The organism is Pseudomonas sp. Root401 (assembly GCF_001425105.1).
Lineage (GTDB): Bacteria > Pseudomonadota > Gammaproteobacteria > Pseudomonadales > Pseudomonadaceae > Aquipseudomonas > Aquipseudomonas brassicacearum.
This window is the reverse complement of record NZ_LMDO01000001.1, coordinates 616,553-635,704: the sequence shown is the minus strand read 5'-3', so window position 1 is coordinate 635,704 and position 19,152 is coordinate 616,553. Positions and strand designations below refer to the sequence as shown.

Here is a 19,152-nt window from a genome sequence, read left to right as displayed (position 1 = left end):
TCGATCGTTAGTCTATTGGTCCCATTGTTTGACCTCGGTGCCGTTGATCTTTATCAACAACCCAGCGGTCAAGCCCGATTCATCACACCGCCAGAACACTGCACGACACCTGGTACAGGATGTGCTCGGTCGTGCTGCCCAGTAGCCCATACAGATCGTCGTGCTGGAATCGCCCCATGACGATCACGTCCACTTCATGCTCCAGGGCAAATTCACTCAGGGCCGAGACCGGATGCCCCAGCAGAAAATGCCTGCGCTCGGCCGGCACACCAAACAGGTTCGCCAGTTCCAGGAAGGTTTTTTCCAGGCTCCTGCGCAATTCCTTGCTGAGCTGCGACAGCGACAGGCCGCCACCGCCCGCATCCCCCAGATAGACTGACGACACCTCATAGGCGTGAACCAGATGCAGCTCGGCGTCGCACTGCAAGGCCAGGCTCATTGCCTGGCGGATGATCCGGTCGTTCAGCCCGCTGTTCTGGGCAAACGCACTGGAAGGGTCCACCGCCGCGACCACTGTACGCGGCAGCGCATGACCGGTGGCCCCCACCAGGTACATCGGCACCGGGCAGTTGCGCAGCAGTTGCCAGTCCAGCGGGGTGAAGAAAGCCCGCTTGAGCATGGGCTCGTGTTGTACCTGCTTGATCAGCAAATCCGGCTGGATTTGCGTAACGTGTTGCAGGATCTGCTTGCCCATCTTCTGGGCCCATTCCACCTCAGTGGTGACCCGCAGGCCACGGCGACGCATCTTGTCCGCCTCATCCTCCAACCAATGACGATGGTCCTGGAGATAGTTCTGCCGCGCTTCCTCACGAGGCTCCTCTTCGAGCAGCGAAAGAATGTCCAGCGAGGGAACCAAGGCGGTGACATGCAAGTGCGCGCCGCTGGCCGCCGCCAGGGCCGCGGCGTGATGCAAGGCGGGCGAATGACGTTGTGCCGGGTTGAGGATCAGCAACAGGCGTTGGTACTGGCTCATGATGGGTCTCCAAAGTCGGGCTCGAATGCCACGGCGCAGCGTCGATGCCATGAGGCATGTCGGCCGTCATTGCGGCGTCGGCGTCCAGCGCCAATTCAAGACTTCGGGCATGTCCTGCCCGTGCTCGATGAGGTACAGCTGGTGCTTTTCCATGGTTGCCCAGTAGCGATCCCGAGCGCTGTCCACCAGCGGCTGCAACCGCGGCACGCGCTGGATGACATCGAGCGCCAGTTGGTAGCGATCCAGGTGGTTGATGACCGCCATGTCGAACGGCGTAGTGGTGGCGCCCTCCTCCATGAAACCGCGAACATGGAAGTTATCGTGGTTGTGACGCTTGTAGACCAGCCGATGGATCAGCGACGGATAGCCGTGGAAGGCGAAAATCACTGGTTTGTCCACGGTAAACAACCCATCGAACTCGGCGTCCGGCAACCCGTGGGCATGCTGTTGCGGCGGTTGCAGGGCCAGCAGGTCGACGACGTTCACCACCCGCACGCGCAGGTCGGGCACGTATTCACGCAGCAGTGTGACAGCGGCCAGGGTTTCCAAGGTCGGCACGTCACCGGCACAGGCCATCACCACGTCCGGGTCTTCGTCGTTGTTGCAGGCAAAGGCCCAGCGACCGATCCCGACCGAGCTGTGCCGAACGGCCGCATCGATGTCCAGCCACTGCCATTCCGGCTGCTTGCCGGCCACGATCACATTGATGTAATCGCGGCTCTTGAGGCAGTGATCGGCAACGGACAACAGGCAATTGGCGTCTGCTGGCAGGTAGATACGCACCACGTCAGCGCTCTTGTTCGCCACCAGGTCGATGAACCCCGGGTCCTGATGGGAAAAGCCATTGTGGTCCTGACGCCAGACATGGGACGTGAGCAGGTAATTGAGCGAAGCGATCGACGCCCGCCACGGGATCTGGGCGGCGGTCTTGAGCCATTTGGCGTGCTGATTGAACATCGAATCGACGATGTGGATGAACGCCTCATAGCAGGAAAACAGCCCATGCCGGCCAGTCAGCAAATACCCCTCCAGCCAGCCTTCACACACTTGCTCACTGAGGATTTCCATCACCCGGCCATCGCACGCCAGGTTCGTATCGCCCGCCTCCAGGGCCGCCATCCAGGTCTTGCCACTGACCTCGTACACCGCATCAAGGCGATTGGAGGCGGTTTCGTCGGGGCCGAACAGGCGGAAATTGCCTGCCCGCAGGTTGTGCTTCATCACATCACGGACAAAACCGCCCAACACCCGGGTGGCCTCCGCCTGCACGCTGCCGGGCGCGCTGAATTGCACGGCGTAATCGGTGAACCTGGGCAGTTCCAAGGGTTTGAGCAGCACGCCGCCATTGGCATGGGGATTGGCGCCCAGGCGCCGATGTCCCGTCGGTGCCAACGCGGCAATGTCCGGGAGCAACGCCCCGTTGTCGTCGAACAATTGCTGCGGACGGTAGCTCTGGAGCCATTGCTCCAGTTGCGTCAAATGCACGGGCAGCTCGAAGTGGCTCAGCGGCACCTGGTGGGCGCGCCAGGTACCTTCGACCTGCTGGCCATCGACGAACTTCGGACCGGTCCAGCCCTTGGGCGTGCGCAACACCAGCATCGGCCAGAGCTGGCGTTCCAGGGTACGTCCCGACGAATCCGCACGGGCCATGCGCTGGATTTCGCGAATCTTGAGCAACATGCCGTCCAGGGTCCTGGCCAACTGTTGGTGCACCGCTTGCGGATCGTCGCCTTCGACAAAATAAGGATCGTAGCCGTAGCCATACATCAGGGCCGACAGCTCGTCTTCACTGATGCGCGAAAGCAGCGTGGGGTTGGCGATCTTGAAACCGTTGAGATGAAGAATGGGCAGTACGGCGCCGTCACGCCTGGGGTTGAGGAACTTGTTGGAGTGCCAGCTCGCCGCCAACGTGCCGGTTTCAGCCTCACCGTCGCCGATGACGCAAGCCACGATCAGGTCCGGGTTGTCGAACGCCGCGCCATAGGCATGGGCCAGGGAATAACCCAACTCCCCACCTTCATGGATGGAGCCGGGAATCTGCGCGGAGACATGGCTGGATAAGCCATAAGGCCAGGAGAACTGTCGGAACAGGCGCAACATGCCGTTTTCGTTCTGCTCCACCGAGGGATAACACTGGGTGAAGCTGCCCTCCAGGTAACTCTGGGCGACGATGGCCGGGCCGCCATGACCAGGGCCGGTGATCAGAATCATGTTCAAGTCACGGGACTTGATCAGGTGATTGAGGTGCACGTAAATCAGATTCAGCCCCGGCGTCGTGCCCCAGTGGCCCAGCAGGCGCGGCTTGACGTGATCGCGTTGCAGCGGTTTGCGCAGCAACGGGTTGTCCTTGAGGTAGATCTGACCCACGGCCAGGTAATTGGATGCGCGCCAATAGGCGTCAATGCCTTCCAATTGGTCGGGGCTGAGAAAATCGCTCATCACGTCCTCCGCAAAAAACAGGGTTGCCATGCCTGATTCTGGAACGCGGGAATAAGGGTGACTTGATTTACATCAGAACCAGGGACGCTAAGGTCATACAAGGTGCTTGCTCGATGCCCTGGCGCCGCTCACTGGCATGGCGAGCGCCCGTTCACACAGGAGAATGCTCATGCGCGCCATGGTCCTGCACACGATTGGCCAGCCCTTGCAACTGGAGGAACGTCCCCAACCGACGCCGGCCGCCGGGCAAATGCTGATCAAGGTGCACGCCTGCGGTGTGTGCCGCACTGACTTGCATCTGTTCGACGGTGAACTGCCCCAGGCCCGGTTGCCTCGCGTGCCGGGCCACGAAATTGTCGGAGAGGTCACCGCCGTTGGCGCGCAAGTAGCCTCGGACTGGATCGGCCAGCGGGTGGGTGTGCCCTGGCTGGGATGGACGTGTGGCGTGTGTGAGTTCTGCCGCTCGGGCCGGGAAAACCTCTGCGACCAGGCGCTGTTCACCGGTTGCCAGCTGGACGGTGGTTATGCCGACTACACCGTCGCCGATGCGCGGTTCTGCTTCCCTCTGCCCGATACACTGGAGGCCGCCGAAGCCGCCCCCCTGCTGTGTGCAGGGCTGATCGGTTTCCGGGCCTTGCAGATGGCGCAGAACGCCCCTCACTTGGGCCTCTATGGCTTCGGCGCCGCTGCGCACCTGGCGATCCAGGTCGCCGTGGGCCGGGGCCAGCAAGTCTATGCCTTCACTCGCCCCGGTGATGACAGCGGCCAGGACTATGCCCGCTCGCTGGGCGCGACCTGGGCCGGGGCATCGGATCGGGCGCCGCCACACCTGCTCGACGCCAGCCTGATCTTCGCCCCCGTCGGCGAACTGGTGCCGCTGGCCTTGCAAGCCACCGCCAAAGGCGGTTGCGTGGTGTGTGCAGGCATTCACATGAGCGATATTCCCACCTTCCCCTATCGCCTGTTGTGGCAGGAGCGCAGCGTGCGTTCAGTGGCCAACCTGACCCGCGCGGACGGCGTGGCATTTTTCGAGCAGATCCAGCGCACGCCCGTGCATTGCAACGTGACCTGCTACCCATTGGTCCAAGCCAACCAGGCCCTGGAGCGACTGAGGAGCGGACAGGTCAACGGGGCTATCGTACTTATCCCTTGACCGCCAGCACACTGCCCGGCACCGAATACAAGGCGCGTTCTGTCGTGCTGCCAATCAAACGCTCAAGGCCGGCGCGGTGCACAGTGCCCATCACCACCACGTCGGCCTCGAATTCGTCGATGAACTCACGGATGACCGGCACCGGCAGGCCAACGATAAAGTGCCGACGTTCCGCCGGTACGCCACAGCGCTCGGCCAGGCTGATAAACGCCGCATGCAGCGATTCGCGCAGGGCGTCGGCAAAGTCATCATCCCAGGCACCGGCCAGCAACGAGGCTTCGCCATTGAAGGCCGGCGACAGGTCGCAGGCGTACAACAGATGCAACGAGGCGTCGCATTGCCGGGCCAGCGCGGTGGCCGTCTGGACGATACGCTCGTTCAAGGCATCGGCCTCGGGGTCCGAGGGGTCCACCGCAGCCACGACCCGCTGCGGCAAGCCGTGTACCGCCTGGTTGACCAGATGCACCGGCACCGGACAGTCGCGCAACAAATGACAGTCAAGGGGCGTGGCGAACACGCGCTTGAGCAAAGGTTCGAGGGTGACGTCCTTGATCAGCAGATCAGGCTGGAACTGCTCGACATAGCGCAGGATGTCCAGCAACGGATGGAGGGTCCACACCACGTGAGTCGTCACATCCAGGCCTTCCTCCTTGAGCAACTCCGCCTCTTCTACCATCCAGCGACGATAGTGGTGCAAATAGCGCTGCACACTCGCTTCGTCGGTTTTTTCACCCCACAAGTGGGTACGCGCCGGCGGCTGGACGAAAGCGCACAAATGCAGCGCCGCGCCGCTGGCCCGGGCCAGGGCACAGGCCCTGCGCATCGCTGCGGAGGGGTGCAGATCAGGTTCGACGATCAATAGCAGACGCTGGTATTGCCCCATCGCACACCTCCATAGGATTGCCTACGCGAAATCCCGAAACTTGCACCGGCCTTTTCCGGCGCGATCTTCAGCGTGCGCCCATCAAGGCCCCGGACGGTTTGATCTGAATCAAAGGCGGGGCAATCGACGGACGGATACGCGGGCACTGATCCAGATCAGAATCGATCACCGTGGCGGGCGTAGAACAGTACCGAATGCGTAGATTTTTATCGCACCGCACGTGCACATCCGAGGGAGGATCGCACCATGCTCACTGTCAAAGACCACAACGAACGCGCCGCAGCGCTGTATGCCAGCATCAGTGGCAAGCACTGGATCCAGGCACTCAAGGACGGCCGGCATGTCTTGATCCGCCCGCTCAGGGAGCAGGACCGCCAGCGCGAATACGACTTCATCATGCGCCTGTCACCGGAGTCCCGGCACATGCGCTTCCTGGCGCAGATCAATGAGCCAGGCGCGGCGCTGCTCGATCAATTGATGGATGTCGACTGCAAGACCCACATGGCCTACATCGCCCTGGTCCATGACAACGGCGAACTGATCGAGATCGGGGTCAGTCGCTATTGCTCGACCCAGGAACACGAATGCGAGTGCGCAGTGACCGTCGCCGACCCTTGGCAACACCTGGGGCTGGGGACGTTATTGATGGAGCACCTGATCGACACCGCGCGTAAAAACGGCTATCGCCAGATGTACTCCGTGGATGCGGCCAGCAATGCCCCGATGCGAGAGCTCGCCCACAGCCTGGGTTTTGAAACCCACAGCGATCCCGACGACACCCGGCAGGTCATCCACCGGCTTTACCTTTAGCCCCGAACGCTGGCGCGAGGCCTTGGTATGGCCTCGCGCAGCGTTGCTCCAATCACGCTTGCGGCTTGATCGCCAACACGCTGCAAGGCGCCCGTTGCAGCAGTAGCTCGGCGGTGGTGCCCAGGCGCTTGTCCAGGCCACGATGCTCCGTGGTGCCCATGACGATGACATCGATCTGGTGATCGCTGGCGAACGTGCAAATGCTGTTCAGCGGCGCCCCTTCGATGAAGTGGCGCTGCTGCGGTGCAACCCCATGCCGCTCGGCCAGGGACTCGAACACCTCATGCTGTGCCTGGCCCAACGCTTCATAGAGCCCGGTGGCCAGGGGCAGCGCACCAATGCCCATGTCCGAAGCGTAGACAGCCGTCCAATCGAAGGCGTGCAGCAACTCGACCTGGGCGTTGCATTGTTCCGCCAGTTTGACCGCGGCGTCGACGATCTGGTCGTTGAATACCAGGTCCTGATCCTCGCTGCGCAGCACATCGACAATCGCCAGGACCCGCCGAGGCCGCGGGTTACGCGAATCCGTGACCAGATGCACCGGCACCGGGCAGTCACGCAGCAAGCGCCAGTCCAGGGGCGTGAAAAACACCCGCTTCATCGCCGGTTCCGGCTGCGCGTCCTTGATGATCAACGCCATCGGCATCTCCTTGACGTATTGCTGCAAGGCTTGGAAGGCATCCTTGCTCCAAACCACCTCGCAGGTCACCTCGATGCCGTGCCGGCGCGCCAGTTCGGCCTGTTGCCACAGCCAGTGCCGATGGGTTTCCAGATAGCCCTCACGCGCTTGCTTGACCTGCTCCGGGGCGAACAGACCGGCCACCGAGAGCAACTCCAGGTAGTCGAACGCCACGATGTGCAGGGGCAAGTCCAGCGCCAGGGCCAACTCGGTGGCGCGGTCGAACGCCGGCGTACGGATCATGGCGTCAGGCGCCACTAGCAATAAACGTTGAGTCTGGGACATGGAACACCTCGGCACGTGGCGATAGCCACTTAAAGGATTGAGGGTTCCAGAATGGACACCTGTCAGATAAAGGACTTGATCTTCATCAAACAGCCATCATTCACTCAGGCTGACAAACTCGGGAGCAACAGCCCCGCCCACATCGCCAGCGTGACCAGCACCTGGCCGGGAATCACATACCCGGCGAACCTTCGCCCGCCACTGAGCCAGGCGACGACGCATTTGCTCAGGGAGTTGCTGCTCAGCGCCATCAGGACCGGCACCGCGACGCCGTCGAAGGGCAACAACCCGCCCTTGGCCAGGGAGGCGATGGAGGCCGTCGAAGCATGGGCGTCGAGCAACCCGCTGAAAATCGCGGTGACGGTTACCCCGGCCTGGCCAAACGCATCGAGCATCGCCGACGAGAGGACGGTGATAGCGGCCATCGCCAGGACCATGGTCAACGCCAGCTTGAGGCTGAAGGCACCGCCATGCTTGATGGGCTCATCGGCCCGCGCCCTTGGCCGGGGAAACATCAGCACGCCGGCGTAGAGCAATACCATCAGCATCCCGCACACCAACGGCCCCCACATCCAACGCAGCAGCGCGGGGTCCACGGCCGTGAGAATCAGGCCCATTTGAACCACCGTCGCCAGGTTGGATAACATCGCCGCGGCGCTCACCACCTTGAGATTGGTCGGCTCCTTGGCCGCGATACCGCCCATGGTCGCGACAGTCGCCGTAGCGGAAGCAAACCCTGAGGCAATCGCACTGAGGGCATAGCCGTAGCGGGTTCCCAGGGTTCGAACCGCCACATGCCCCAGTGCACCCACCGCCATCAGCATGACGGTGAGCGTGCACAGATTACGCAGATTGATGGCGTCATAAGGTCCGAGGAAGCGATCCGGCGCCAGCGGTAGCACGACCAGCGCGGCGATCAACAGCACCAGGCCATCGCGCATCTCGGTGGCCGTCAACTGGTTGCGGGCAAAGTGGTGCAACGCCTGGCGGCTGGCGAGCAGCCCGGCCATCACCACGCCAATCGCGGTCGCCAGGCCCGGGGCGCTGGCACAGAGCGCACCCAGTGCCAATACCGCGAATAACGCCACCTCGCTGGTAATTCCAGGGTCCTTGTCGAGGTTTCGCCAATAGGCCACGGTCACCAAGGCGCCCAGGGCAAGGGTCATGCCCCCCAGCAACAAGGGACCGCCCGCCTGGACCGCCAGGTAGCCGAGCACGGACGTGATGGCGAAGGTACGCAGGCCGGCGAAGTCGCGCCGGTCGCCCTCGCCTTTGCGTCGTTCGCGCTCAAGCCCCACCAGCAGGCCGATTCCCAGCGCGGCGGCGGCATTGGCGAAGGCCAGGGTTTCAGTCATGGTTACGGCTCTCTGGCACTGCCTGCGGTTGTCACTCAATCCAGCGGTCCGAGCCGGCTGCGCTCGTGCCCTTGGGGCGACGGTTCATGCTCAAACATAGCGCGATTGCCTCGCCGCTGCCGCCTTCGATGCAACGCTTTGAAGCGTGTTTGATGCAAATCAAGTTAGCGGGCGCCATGGCGCTCATGATCGATGACAGACACCACGCCGCGCGAAACCTCGCCCGGCGCCAACAGGTCCTTGCCCGGGAGGTTTGTCATGTCTACACAATCACGCTTGATGCTGGTCGTCTCGCCACTGATGGAACACAGCCCGGCGTTCGACCGGGCTGCCGCACTGGCCAAGGCCGAAGGCGCGGCGCTGCACATCGTCGCTTTTGACTACCTCGAAGGCTTGGCCACGGCCGGCCTGGTCAACGAGCAGGCACTGGAGCAGATGCGCCTGGGCTACATAGAGCGCCATCGGCAGTGGCTGGAGGAACAGGCCAGGCCCCTGCGCAACCTCGGTATCGAGGTCACGACGGAAGTGACGTGGGTCGAGCGCCCCTTGCAGGAAATCCTGGTCCACCTCAAGGAAGCACCGATGGATGCGCTGATCAAGTCGGTGGACCCTGAGTCGTGGTTTTCCCGACTGATGTTCACGCCGCTGGACGTGCATCTGTTGCGCGAATGCGAAGTTCCGCTGCACTTCGTCAACAAGGTCACCCACGCCCGCCCGCGCAAGATCCTGGCCGCCATCGACCCGTTCCACCAGGACGGACGCTACGAAGGCCTCAATGATCGGATCCTGAGCGAAGCGAACAAGCTGGCCACCAGCTGCGACGCGACGCTGGACGTCATCTACGCCTATGACCTTTCGTCCATCACCGCCTCTGAATACGGTTTTGGCAACGGCTCGATGTTCTTCTCCTCGACCCTCGCCCGCCAGCTCTACGAGTCCCAGGGCGCCGCCTTCGATGCACTGGCCGAACGCAATGGCATCGCCCCGGACCAGCGACGCATGATCATGGGTGATCCGGCCAAGGTGTTGGCGAGCTACGCCGCGTCCCATGACATTGATGTCATCGTCATGGGGCGCGTGCGCTACGGCAGCCTGGACAAGCTGATCGGCAGCACCGTCGAAGGCCTGCTGTACAAGATGCCCTGCAGCCTGTGGGTGATTGCGCCGCAGCAGATGAGCTGAAGGCAGGCCTGTGCCGATGGCCTGTAGAACAACCGCTCCGTATCCACAGGAACGCGGCTGATGAACCGACCGATCGATGCACCTGCGGCGCACCCGCCAACGCCCTCGCAGGGCCTGGCCTGGCACTCGCTGCCCGCCGACCAGGCGCTCAAATACCTTGGTGTCGATGAGCAAGCCGGGCTGGACATTGCCGAAGTCCAGGCCCGGCTTGGGCATACGGGTTTCAACCGGTTGTCAGCGTCAGCCCGGCGACCAGCGTGGCGGCGATTTCTGCTGCAATTTCATAACATCCTGATTTATGTGCTGCTCGGTTCCGCTGCAATCACCGCAACGCTGCAGCACTTGTGGGACACGGTGGTCATTCTCGCTGTCGTGGTGGCCAATGCGATCATTGGCTATGTCCAGGAAGGCAAGGCCGAACAGGCCATGGACGCCATCCGCAACATGCTCGCGCCCCGCGCAACGGTGGTTCGTGCCGGCGAACGCCTGGGCATCGCCGGCGAGGAACTGGTACCCGGCGATATCGTCTTGCTGGAGGCTGGCGACAAAGTCCCGGCGGATCTGCGCCTGCTGCATGCCAATCGGCTCCAGATCCAGGAAGCCATCCTGACCGGAGAGTCCGCACCGTCTGAAAAAAATACCGAACCGGTGCGCATCGAAGCAGCCCTGGGTGATCGTGCCTGCATGGCCTTCAGTGGCACCCTGGTGACCTGCGGACAAGCGACAGGGGTCGTTGTCGCCACCGCGACATCGACTGAAATCGGGCACATCAGCAACCTGCTGTCGACAGTAGAGTCGCTGACGACGCCCCTGATACAGCAAATGGACGTCTTCGCGCGCTGGCTGACGCTATTGATTTTGCTGATCGCCGGCCTGTTACTCGCCTATGGCCACTTTGTCGGGCATTACGTCTTCACCGAGATATTCATGGTCGTGGTGGGCATGTCAGTCGCGGCCATACCCGAGGGGTTGCCCGCCGTACTCACCATCACCCTGGCGGTGGGCGTGCGGGCGATGGCCCATCGCAACGCCATCGTTCGGCGCCTGCCGGCCATCGAAACCCTGGGCTCGGTATCGGTCATCTGCACCGACAAGACCGGCACCCTCACCCGTAACGAGATGATGGTGGCGTCCGTCGTCACCAGTGACCTGACCTTCACGGTCGACGGTGTCGGCTACCAGCCTTCGGGCAACATGAACCTTGCCGATCAGTTGATCGATACCTCCCATCACCCGGTGCTGGCCGAACTGGGGCGCGCGACCAGCCTTTGCAATGACGCAAGCTTGAGGCAGCACGAAGACACCTGGAAGGTCGAAGGGGACCCCATGGAGGGTGCATTGCTGGTGTTTTGCGCCAAGGCCGGCATCAACGGCGAAGAGGAACGCGGCACCTGGCCGCGCACTGATGCCATTCCATTCGACGCCAAACACCGCTTCATGGCGACGCTGCATCACAACCATGACCGGCAAGCGGCGATTTATGTCAAAGGCGCGCCGGAGCAGATTTTGACCATGTGCACGTGCCAGCGTAGCAGCACGGGGGCAACGGCCCCGCTCGATGCCGACTATTGGCACGCGCAGGCCAATGCCATCGCCCGCAAAGGCCAACGCGTGTTGGCGCTCGCCGTCAGGCCTGTCCCGCCCGAACACGCCATCCTGGAATTTGCCGATGTGCAAGGGACACTGACCTTGCTTGGCCTGGTGGGGATGATCGACCCGCCCCGCCCGGAAACGATCCAGGCGATCAAGCAATGCCAGGCGGCCGGCATTGTCGTGAAGATGATCACAGGGGACCACGCCGGCACCGCCTGCGCCATCGGTGATCAGATCGGCCTGGACAACCCCGACAAGGTATTGACCGGCATTGACCTGGACGCAATGAACGATGCAACCCTCAGGGAATCGCTCAAGCAAGTGAACATCTTCGCGCGTACCAGCCCCGAACATAAGCTGCGGCTGGTGACGTTGCTGCAACTCAACGGCATGACCGTGGCCATGACCGGCGACGGCGTCAACGACGCGCCGGCGCTCAAACGCGCAGATGCCGGCATCGCCATGGGTTGCAAAGGCAGTGAGGCCGCCAAGGAAGCCGCAGACCTGGTACTGGCGGACGATAACTTCGCCTCCATCGTGGCCGCTGTGCGTGAAGGCCGGACGGTCTATGACAACATCAAGAAAGTCCTGAGCTGGACGTTACCCACCAACGCGGGCGAGACAATGACCCTGATTGTCGCGCTGCTGTTTGGCCTTACATTGCCAGTCACGGCGATACAGATTCTGTGGATCAACCTGATTACCGCTATCACGCTGGGTATCGCGCTGGCGTTCGAACCAACCGAAGACAACACCATGCGCAGGCCGCCGCGCTCACGACAGGCGCCGTTGATCAGCGGCGCACTGGTCTGGCACATGGTGCTCGTTTCCATTCTGTTCCTGTGCGGCGTCTACGGCATTTTTACCTATGCCCTGGACCGAGGCTACTCCATCGAACTGGCTCGCACCCTGGCGGTGAACACCTTGGTGGTGATGGAAATTTTCCACCTGTTCTTTATCCGCAATCTCTACGGCACGTCGCTGACCTGGAAGGGCCTTCGGGGTACGAAGGTTGTGTGGGCGACCATCGCGGTGGTGACCGTAGCCCAGTTCGCCATTACCTACGCGCCGCCGCTGCAAGCCGTGTTCGCGACCCAAGCGGTCCCCTTCAAGGACGGACTGCTGATCATCGCGGTGGGCATTGCGCTGTTCGCCATCATCGAAATTGAAAAACAGCTTCGACTGCGTTTAACCGAGTCCGATCGTCAACCGTGACGATCCCACTCCCCGCTCCACCAGCCTGCAAGGAACTGAACCATGAACGCACCCAGACTCGCCGCCCTCGCTCTGACCGCGGTGCTTTTCCCCACGCTGACCTTTGCCCAGCAAGCCACCGACGCCGCGAAGCCGACGCCGCCATCGATGAGCGTTGAGCAATTCGATCAGCAGATGGCGACGGCCCAGGAAAACCTGAAGAAAATGCAGGAGCAGATGACCCAGATCCAGAACACCAGCGATCCGGCGCAACGCCAGAAACTCATGCAAGAGCACCAGGCCTCGATGCGACAAAGCATGCAGATGATGAATGGGATGATGGGGTGTTGCGGGGGTGGCATGATGGGCGGCCACATGAAGGGAAACGGCCCGATGATGGGTTGGAAACAAATGGGCAACCACTATTCCCAGATGACGCCCGAGCAGATGAAGCAGCACCAGTACATGATGGACCGAAACATGGGCATGCAACAGATGATGATGGAGCAGATGATGCAGCACCAGCAGAATATGGGTACGCCAGCTCCCTAGACCTGTCTCCCAGGGCAGCGCCTGGCCTCCAAGTGCTGCCCACCCCACCTGCCGCGTCGGCAGGTGAGGTTTTCGATAACCGTGTAGTCATCGCGGGGCTTGTCATCAGGCCTCAGTGCAAGAACTTCAACCCGCCGGCAAGCGCAAGTGCGCCCAGGCAGGTCCAGCCTGAGAACATCCTTCGCCAGACAAGCCTGCGCGGAATGAACCCGACCCCTCTGACAAAGGCCACGCTCATGGCGATGAACAAGGCCGTTGCCAGCGCATGGTCGGCTTTCCCGTCCGGCGCCGTCATCAGTGGCGGGTAGAGCGAACAGGCCAACATGATCGTCACCGCAACGACCAGGCTCAGCCAGTGAAGCTGTGACGTGGGCTGGACACCCGCGACATTAGGCGTCATGGCTGCGCCTCGTCACGATCGCTCATGGCTCGACCGGCCTCGTTCTCACCCCACATTGCATTGAGTATCGCCAGCAGCAGTGCGAAACCGACTCCCAGCATCCAGGCGAAATACCACATATTGCTTTACTCCTCTGTCGACACTAGTACGCCGAATGTTCGTTGGCCTTGATCTGGGTGGCCGTGACCTTGCCGCGCATGACGCGATACGCCCAAGCGGTATAGATCACGATCAATGGCATGAAGAACAACGTGGCCCAGAACATGATGGCCAGGCTCAGGTGACTGGAAACACTGTCCCACACGGTCAGGCTTGCCGCTGGCATCGATGACGACGGCATGACAAAGGGGAACATCGATACCCCTGCCGTACTGATGACGCCCACCACTGCAAGCGATGACGCGACGAACGCGCAAAGGGTACGGCGCCTCATCAGCAACAGCGCCGCAGCGGCTGCGCCGGCCAGTCCGAGCGCGGGCAACAGCCACAGCCAAGGATAGCGGCCATAGTTGGCCATCCAGGCCCCCGCCTCCCTCACGACCGACTTGCCGAGAATGTCAGGCAACCCGGCGGTATCCACAAGCGAGGTGATGCGATACCCCTCGATCCATTGCAGCCAGATGCCCGCTACGACAAACGAACACACCAGTACGATGGCAGCGCCTACCGCGCCTTTTATCGCACGGGACTGAATGCTGCCCTCGGTGCGATGGGCCAGGTACGTGCCCCCCTGCAGCGTAATCATGGCGCTGCTGACCACGCCGGTCAGCAGCGCGAAAGGGTTGAGCAACTGCCAGAAGCTGCCGGTATACGTTGACACCAGGTACTCATTGAAGTGAAACGGGACGCCCTGCAACAGGTTGCCAAACGCGATGCCGAACACCAGCGGCGGCACGGCCCCCCCCACGAAAAGCCCCCAATCCCAGGTACTGCGCCACGTCGGATTGTGGATTTTGCTGCGGTAGTCGAAACCCACCGGGCGGAAGAACAACGCCCAGAGCACCAGGATCATCGCCCAGTAGAATCCGCTGAATGCCGTGGCATAGACCACCGGCCATGCGGCGAACAACGCGCCACCGGCCGTAATGAACCAGACCTGATTGCCGTCCCAGTGCGGGCCCACGGTGTTGATCACGACGCGGCGCTCCATGTCATTGCGCCCCACGAACGGCAGCAGCGTGCCGACGCCCATGTCGTGGCCGTCCATGATGGCGAAACCTATGAGCAGGACGCCGACCAGCGCCCACCAGATGATCTTGAGCGTGAAGTAATCAAGCATGGTGAAGCTCCTTCAACTTGGCGTCGTGGACATAACGACCGGTACCGAGACTGCCGGGCCCCTGGCGGGCGAACTTGACCATCAGGAACATTTCCACCGCCAGCAGCACGGTGTAGAAAACGACGAACCCAGCCAGCGAGCCGTACAGGTTATCGACGCTGAGGGTGGAAACGCTCATGTGGGTCGGCAACACACCGTAGATGGTCCAGGGTTGGCGGCCGTACTCGGCCACGAACCAGCCCAGTTCGCAGGCAAGCCATGGCGCAGGCAGCATCAACAGTGCGCAGCGCAGTAACCCGCGATGATGTGGGCCGCTCGACTTCAAGGTGCTCCAGAAGGCCAGCCCGAACAGCACGAGCATGGCAAAGCCCAGGCCAACCATGATCCGGAACCCCCAGAACATCGGGGTCACGCGCGGCACGGTATCGTTCACCGCTTTGTCGATGATGGCTGGCGTGGCCTGGTTGACATCCTCGACGTACTTTTTAAGCAGCAGGCCAAAGCCCAGGTCGGCCTTGTACGTTTCGAAGGTATCGAACGCGGCCTTATCGGTGCGATCGGCGCGCAGGGCTTCAAGCGCATTGACCGCAGTAATGCCCCGCAGAATGCGTGCGCGGTTTTTCGCCTTGATGTCATGGATGCCCGGAATCTGCTTGCTGACCGAGCGCGTGCCGATCAAGCCCATCATCCACGGCACATCGAGTTCCCAATTATTCCTGGACTCGGCTTCATTGATGCTGGCCACCAGGGTCAGGCCCGCTGGTGCGGGTTTGGTTTCCCACATGGCCTCCATGGCCGCCAGCTTGGTTTGCTGCGCCTCGCCCACCGTGTAACCCGACTCATCCCCCAGGACGATGACACTCAGCACCGAGGCCAGGCCGAAGGCGGCCGCCACCCGAAAACTACGCTTGGCGAACTCGACATCACGCCCCTTGAGCAAGTACCAACTGGAAATCGACAACACAAACATCGAGCCGGTGACATAGCCTGCAGACACCGTGTGGACAAACTTGGCCTGCGCCACCGGGTTGAAGACCACGGCCCAGAAATCCACCATTTCCATGCGCATGGTGATGTAACTGAATTCCGAGCCCACCGGGTTCTGCATCCAGCCATTGGCGATCAGAATCCACAGCGCCGACAGGTTTGTGCCAATGGCCATCAGCAGCGTGACCAGCAAATGATGTTCTTTCTTCAGGCGATCCCAACCGAAAAAGAATAACCCGATCATGGTCGATTCAAGAAAGAACGCCATCAGGCCCTCGATGGCCAGCGGAGCACCGAAGATGTCTCCTACGTAGTGCGAGTAGTACGCCCAGTTGGTGCCGAACTGAAACTCCAAGGTGATGCCGGTGGTCACGCCCAACGCGAAGTTGATACCGAACAATTTGCCCCAGAAGCGAGTCATGTCTTTCCAGATGACATTGCCGGTCATCACGTAGACGCTTTCCATGATGACCAGCAGCCACACCATCCCCACGGTGAGCGGCACAAATAGAAAGTGGTACAGCGCAGTGGCTGCGAATTGCAGCCGTGACAGATCCACCAGTTGTTCTGAGATCACTTGCTTGCCCCTTGAGCCGAGGTGGGTACGCCGAACCTGTCGCTGATGGTGTTCGAGTCGACGCTGACGCGCGAATCCTTGATGAACAGCCACCACAGCACTGTCAGCACGACCAGTTTGATCAGCACTGCTGTGAGCAGATGGCGACGCAATCGTTTATCGGAAATAGTCATGGGGCAAGCATTAGCACGGCGCATGCCAACGCCTGAATTTATTATTTATGCTTAAAAAACAATGAGTTATTAATAAACCCCAAAGCTCATCGCTTGGTTTGGAGGGAATAGAACCTGCCAAACTGCCAGGGCTGGCAGTCATTGGCAGTCAAGGCTCGATGGGGCTCAGGCCAGGCCTTGTTCTTTCAACCGCCGGTACAACGTGCGTTCACTCACGCCCAGGTGTCTGGCCAGTTCACTGCGGGTGCCTTTGAAAGTGGCCACGAGCTGTTCCAGGTCCCTGCTGTCGGGCGCAGGCGTCAAGGCCGGGGCGAACAACGCCACGGGGGCCGCGGGTAGATGCAAGGCGTGAATGACGCCGTCGTCGGCAAACAGCGCAGCTCTTTCCAGGACATTGCGCAGCTCGCGGATATTGCCCGGCCAGGAAAACCGCTGCAATTGCATCAGCGCCTCGGGATCGATGGTCAGCCGACGCTTACCGATCCCGGAACGTTGCAGGAACGAATCCACCAACAAGCCGATGTCTTCAAGGCGATGCCGCAAGGGCGGTAGATGGATGGGAAAAACGCTGATGCGGTAGTACAAGTCCTGCCTGAACTCGCCTTTCTCGAGCATTTTCTCCAACGGCTTATGGGTCGCGGCCACCAGCCTGAAATCCGCGTGCAGGGTTTCCACACTGCCGACACGGCGATAGGTTCCAGACTCGATCAGTCGCAACAGTTTCACCTGCATGGCCAGGGGAACGTCGCCTATCTCATCGAGAAACAGCGTACCGCCCTGGGCCGTCTCCACCAGGCCCACCTTGCGCACAGTGGCGCCGGTAAACGCGCCCTTTTCGTGGCCGAACAGTTCGCTCTCGAACAAGGTTTCGGTCAACCCGGAGCAATCGACCACGACAAAAGGCCCGGCTGCCCGCTCGCTGGTTTCATGGACGGCGCGGGCAAACAGCTCCTTGCCTGTGCCGGACTCTCCCAGCAGCAGGACCGGTAACATCGAGGGCGCGACCCGCTGCAGTTCCAACAGCGCCTGATTAAAGGCCGGCGAACTGCCCACCAGCCCCTCGTTACTGGGCCGTGCCGATGCGCTACGCACCTGGGTAAGACGTTCCACATAAGCGGTGATGACGCCCTGCTCATTGAGGATCGGGCGCAATTCCACATCGACGTGTTCGGGCCCGCGCGGGGTGTGATGAATGTGCAAGACCCGATCCGGACTGCGCATCTCCCTGGCCTTTTTCATCGGGCAGTTCTCACCGGCCTGGTCACAAGGCACATCGTAGTGGTGGGAAACCCGATAACACTTATGGCCAATGAACGGCTTGTTGGCGCTGCCGAACTGACGCAGGTAAGCCGTGTTCGCCGCCAGGATGTTGTAATCGGGATCGAGGACGATCATCGGCTGGGGCTCGTGCTCCAGAAACGAGACCAGGGACTGCACCTGGTCTGGATGCGGAAGCAGGTCTTGGGTGGGCGGCAGGCTGTGTGTCATCGCGACTCCAGTGATTCATCCAGCAAGGGTGACACTGCCACTATGCCAAAAAACGCTGCCAATGGCAGTTTAATTGTCTGGACATCGGAACAGGCCTTGTCGGCATCTATAAATTTAAATCAATAAAATCATATGGTTAGCGTTTTCAAGCAGCCCAGGATCGACATGGCAGCATTATTGCTGTGTCTGTTCTTCAAGCGGCTGAGAGCCCCGAAGGAGACCGTTCATGACCGTAAAACCGTACGTCGAAGGATTTTTCGATCCTGAGACTCACACTGTCAGCTATCTGGTGCTGGACGAAGCGACCCGCCAGTGCGCGTTGATCGACAGCGTCCTGGATTACGACCCCAAATCAGGCCGAACCACAACCACCTCGGCCGACAAGCTGATGACCCGGGTGATCGAGCTGGAGGCGAAGGTCGAATGGATTCTTGAAACCCACGTCCATGCCGACCACCTCACCGCCGCGCCGTACCTGAAGGAAAAACTCGGCGGCAAAATAGGGATCGGCAGCCAGATTGCGACTGTACAAGAAGTCTTTGGCACGCTGTTCAACACAGGTGGGCAGATGCCCCGCGATGGCAGTCAGTTCGACCACCTGTTCGTCAATGACGAGTCGTTCACAGTCGGCACGCTGCAATGCCGTGCGCTCCACACACCGGGCCACACCCCTGCCTGCATGACGTACGTCATCAGCGACGGCCAGGAAACGGCGGCATTCGTTGGCGACACCTTGTTCATGCCCGACTACGGTACCGCACGGTGTGACTTCCCCGGCGGCGACGCGCATACCTTGTTCCGATCCATCAACAAGGTCTTGAGCCTGCCGGCCAACACCCTCCTCTACACCTGTCACGATTACCAGCCCGGTGGCCGCGAGGTGCAATTTTCCGCCACCGTCGCCGAGCAACGTGCCGACAATGTCCACGTCCGTAACGGCATCAGTGAAGAAGCATTCGTAGCGATGCGCACCCAGCGCGATGCCTCGCTGGACATGCCGACGCTCATCCTGCCATCGGTCCAGGTCAACATGCGGGCCGGGCATTTCCCGGAGCCGGAGTCGAACGGCACGTGCTACCTGAAAATCCCACTCAATCGGCTCTGAAGACCCGCCCCCTCACATAAGAAAAACCGTCATCACGGAGACAGT

Annotated in this window: 17 protein-coding genes; 6 read left to right on the top strand and 11 right to left on the bottom strand. The window is 61.2% G+C overall.

Going from position 1 to position 19,152, the window contains the following annotated elements; translation table 11 throughout:
* Positions 1-82: 82 nt before the first annotated feature.
* Together ASC85_RS02580 and ASC85_RS02575 are read right to left on the bottom strand one after the other, a co-directional pair.
* Positions 83-973 (bottom strand): universal stress protein, encoded by an 891-nt coding sequence (locus ASC85_RS02580; protein ID WP_057448125.1) that lies wholly within the window; start codon positions 971-973, stop codon positions 83-85.
* 66 nt (positions 974-1,039) lie between these two features.
* Complete coding sequence (locus ASC85_RS02575) at positions 1,040-3,412, bottom strand: phosphoketolase family protein (RefSeq protein WP_057448238.1); 2,373 nt, start codon at positions 3,410-3,412, stop codon at positions 1,040-1,042.
* 169 nt (positions 3,413-3,581) lie between these two features.
* On the opposite strand from ASC85_RS02575, the gene ASC85_RS02570 reads away from it, so the two are divergent.
* Positions 3,582-4,565: a zinc-dependent alcohol dehydrogenase family protein gene (locus ASC85_RS02570; RefSeq protein ID WP_057448124.1), complete on the top strand. Its 984-nt coding sequence runs from the start codon at positions 3,582-3,584 to the stop codon at positions 4,563-4,565.
* Here ASC85_RS02570 and ASC85_RS02565 read toward each other — a convergent pair.
* Entirely contained in the window at positions 4,555-5,448 is an 894-nt protein-coding gene (locus ASC85_RS02565; RefSeq protein WP_057448123.1) for a universal stress protein, read from the bottom strand. The two genes, ASC85_RS02570 and ASC85_RS02565, sit on opposite strands and share 11 nt — an antisense overlap.
* A 246-nt stretch (positions 5,449-5,694) precedes the next feature.
* On the opposite strand from ASC85_RS02565, the gene ASC85_RS02560 reads away from it, so the two are divergent.
* Positions 5,695-6,258: a GNAT family N-acetyltransferase gene (locus tag ASC85_RS02560; protein WP_057448122.1), complete on the top strand. Its 564-nt coding sequence runs from the start codon at positions 5,695-5,697 to the stop codon at positions 6,256-6,258.
* 52 nt (positions 6,259-6,310) lie between these two features.
* Here ASC85_RS02560 and ASC85_RS02555 read toward each other — a convergent pair whose 3' ends face one another.
* Together ASC85_RS02555 and ASC85_RS02550 are read right to left on the bottom strand one after the other, a co-directional pair.
* On the bottom strand, positions 6,311-7,222 hold the full coding sequence (locus ASC85_RS02555) for a universal stress protein (RefSeq protein WP_057448121.1): 912 nt from the start codon (positions 7,220-7,222) through the stop codon (positions 6,311-6,313).
* 104 nt (positions 7,223-7,326) lie between these two features.
* The gene (locus tag ASC85_RS02550) at positions 7,327-8,577 is read right to left on the bottom strand and encodes an MgtC/SapB family protein (RefSeq protein ID WP_057448120.1); all 1,251 of its coding nucleotides are present in this window, start codon (positions 8,575-8,577) and stop codon (positions 7,327-7,329) included.
* Positions 8,578-8,835: 258 nt separating this feature from the next.
* Here ASC85_RS02550 and ASC85_RS02545 point away from each other — a divergent pair, with 258 nt between their 5' ends.
* Genes ASC85_RS02545 through ASC85_RS02535 form a run of 3 tightly spaced genes read left to right on the top strand, consistent with a single transcriptional unit; the run spans position 8,836 to position 13,098 of the window.
* Complete coding sequence (locus ASC85_RS02545) at positions 8,836-9,759, top strand: universal stress protein (protein ID WP_057448119.1); 924 nt, start codon at positions 8,836-8,838, stop codon at positions 9,757-9,759.
* Positions 9,760-9,819: 60 nt separating this feature from the next.
* Positions 9,820-12,567 (top strand): cation-transporting P-type ATPase, encoded by a 2,748-nt coding sequence (locus ASC85_RS02540; protein WP_057448118.1) that lies wholly within the window; start codon positions 9,820-9,822, stop codon positions 12,565-12,567.
* Positions 12,568-12,609: 42 nt separating this feature from the next.
* Positions 12,610-13,098, top strand: a complete 489-nt coding sequence (locus ASC85_RS02535; RefSeq protein ID WP_057448117.1) for a hypothetical protein — start codon at positions 12,610-12,612, stop codon at positions 13,096-13,098.
* A 112-nt stretch (positions 13,099-13,210) separates the two neighbouring features.
* Here ASC85_RS02535 and ASC85_RS02530 read toward each other — a convergent pair whose 3' ends face one another.
* The 6 genes from ASC85_RS02530 to ASC85_RS02515 form a co-directional block, all read right to left on the bottom strand.
* Positions 13,211-13,498, bottom strand: a complete 288-nt coding sequence (locus ASC85_RS02530; RefSeq protein ID WP_057448116.1) for a cyd operon YbgE family protein — start codon at positions 13,496-13,498, stop codon at positions 13,211-13,213.
* The gene (gene cydX / locus ASC85_RS30725; RefSeq protein WP_003201151.1) at positions 13,495-13,617 is read right to left on the bottom strand and encodes a cytochrome bd-I oxidase subunit CydX; all 123 of its coding nucleotides are present in this window, start codon (positions 13,615-13,617) and stop codon (positions 13,495-13,497) included. The genes ASC85_RS02530 and cydX overlap by 4 nt, the downstream gene beginning before the upstream one ends.
* Positions 13,618-13,640: 23 nt before the next feature.
* Positions 13,641-14,777 (bottom strand): cytochrome d ubiquinol oxidase subunit II, encoded by a 1,137-nt coding sequence (gene cydB, locus ASC85_RS02525; RefSeq protein WP_057448115.1) that lies wholly within the window; start codon positions 14,775-14,777, stop codon positions 13,641-13,643.
* Positions 14,770-16,341, bottom strand: a complete 1,572-nt coding sequence (locus tag ASC85_RS02520; RefSeq protein ID WP_057448114.1) for a cytochrome ubiquinol oxidase subunit I — start codon at positions 16,339-16,341, stop codon at positions 14,770-14,772. The genes cydB and ASC85_RS02520 overlap by 8 nt, the downstream gene beginning before the upstream one ends.
* On the bottom strand, positions 16,338-16,538 hold the full coding sequence (cydP, locus tag ASC85_RS32035; protein WP_133247205.1) for a cytochrome oxidase putative small subunit CydP: 201 nt from the start codon (positions 16,536-16,538) through the stop codon (positions 16,338-16,340). Before cydP ends, ASC85_RS02520 begins: the two co-directional genes overlap by 4 nt.
* Positions 16,539-16,679: 141 nt before the next feature.
* Positions 16,680-18,002, bottom strand: a complete 1,323-nt coding sequence (locus ASC85_RS02515; RefSeq protein WP_057448113.1) for a sigma-54 interaction domain-containing protein — start codon at positions 18,000-18,002, stop codon at positions 16,680-16,682.
* Between the two features lie 226 nt (positions 18,003-18,228).
* Here ASC85_RS02515 and ASC85_RS02510 point away from each other — a divergent pair, with 226 nt between their 5' ends.
* Positions 18,229-19,107 (top strand): MBL fold metallo-hydrolase, encoded by an 879-nt coding sequence (locus ASC85_RS02510; RefSeq protein ID WP_057448112.1) that lies wholly within the window; start codon positions 18,229-18,231, stop codon positions 19,105-19,107.
* Positions 19,108-19,152: the final 45 nt, after the last annotated feature.

Bases quoted from the DNA above. Each gene is read 5' to 3' on its own strand.
- ASC85_RS02580 (WP_057448125.1), bottom strand. From the start codon at position 973: ATGAGCCAGTACCAACGCCTGTTGCTGATCCTCAACCCGGCACAACGT.
- ASC85_RS02555 (WP_057448121.1), bottom strand. From the start codon at position 7,222: ATGTCCCAGACTCAACGTTTATTGCTAGTGGCGCCTGACGCCATGATC.
- ASC85_RS02535 (WP_057448117.1), top strand. From the start codon at position 12,610: ATGAACGCACCCAGACTCGCCGCCCTCGCTCTGACCGCGGTGCTTTTC.
- ASC85_RS02540 (WP_057448118.1), top strand. From the start codon at position 9,820: ATGAACCGACCGATCGATGCACCTGCGGCGCACCCGCCAACGCCCTCG.
- ASC85_RS02530 (WP_057448116.1), bottom strand. From the start codon at position 13,498: ATGACGCCTAATGTCGCGGGTGTCCAGCCCACGTCACAGCTTCACTGG.
- ASC85_RS02545 (WP_057448119.1), top strand. From the start codon at position 8,836: ATGTCTACACAATCACGCTTGATGCTGGTCGTCTCGCCACTGATGGAA.
- cydB (WP_057448115.1), bottom strand. From the start codon at position 14,777: ATGCTTGATTACTTCACGCTCAAGATCATCTGGTGGGCGCTGGTCGGC.
- cydP (WP_133247205.1), bottom strand. From the start codon at position 16,538: ATGCGCCGTGCTAATGCTTGCCCCATGACTATTTCCGATAAACGATTG.
- ASC85_RS02515 (WP_057448113.1), bottom strand. From the start codon at position 18,002: ATGACACACAGCCTGCCGCCCACCCAAGACCTGCTTCCGCATCCAGAC.
- ASC85_RS02510 (WP_057448112.1), top strand. From the start codon at position 18,229: ATGACCGTAAAACCGTACGTCGAAGGATTTTTCGATCCTGAGACTCAC.
- cydX (WP_003201151.1), bottom strand. From the start codon at position 13,617: ATGTGGTATTTCGCCTGGATGCTGGGAGTCGGTTTCGCACTGCTGCTG.
- ASC85_RS02565 (WP_057448123.1), bottom strand. From the start codon at position 5,448: ATGGGGCAATACCAGCGTCTGCTATTGATCGTCGAACCTGATCTGCAC.
- ASC85_RS02550 (WP_057448120.1), bottom strand. From the start codon at position 8,577: ATGACTGAAACCCTGGCCTTCGCCAATGCCGCCGCCGCGCTGGGAATC.
- ASC85_RS02560 (WP_057448122.1), top strand. From the start codon at position 5,695: ATGCTCACTGTCAAAGACCACAACGAACGCGCCGCAGCGCTGTATGCC.
- ASC85_RS02570 (WP_057448124.1), top strand. From the start codon at position 3,582: ATGCGCGCCATGGTCCTGCACACGATTGGCCAGCCCTTGCAACTGGAG.
- ASC85_RS02575 (WP_057448238.1), bottom strand. From the start codon at position 3,412: ATGAGCGATTTTCTCAGCCCCGACCAATTGGAAGGCATTGACGCCTAT.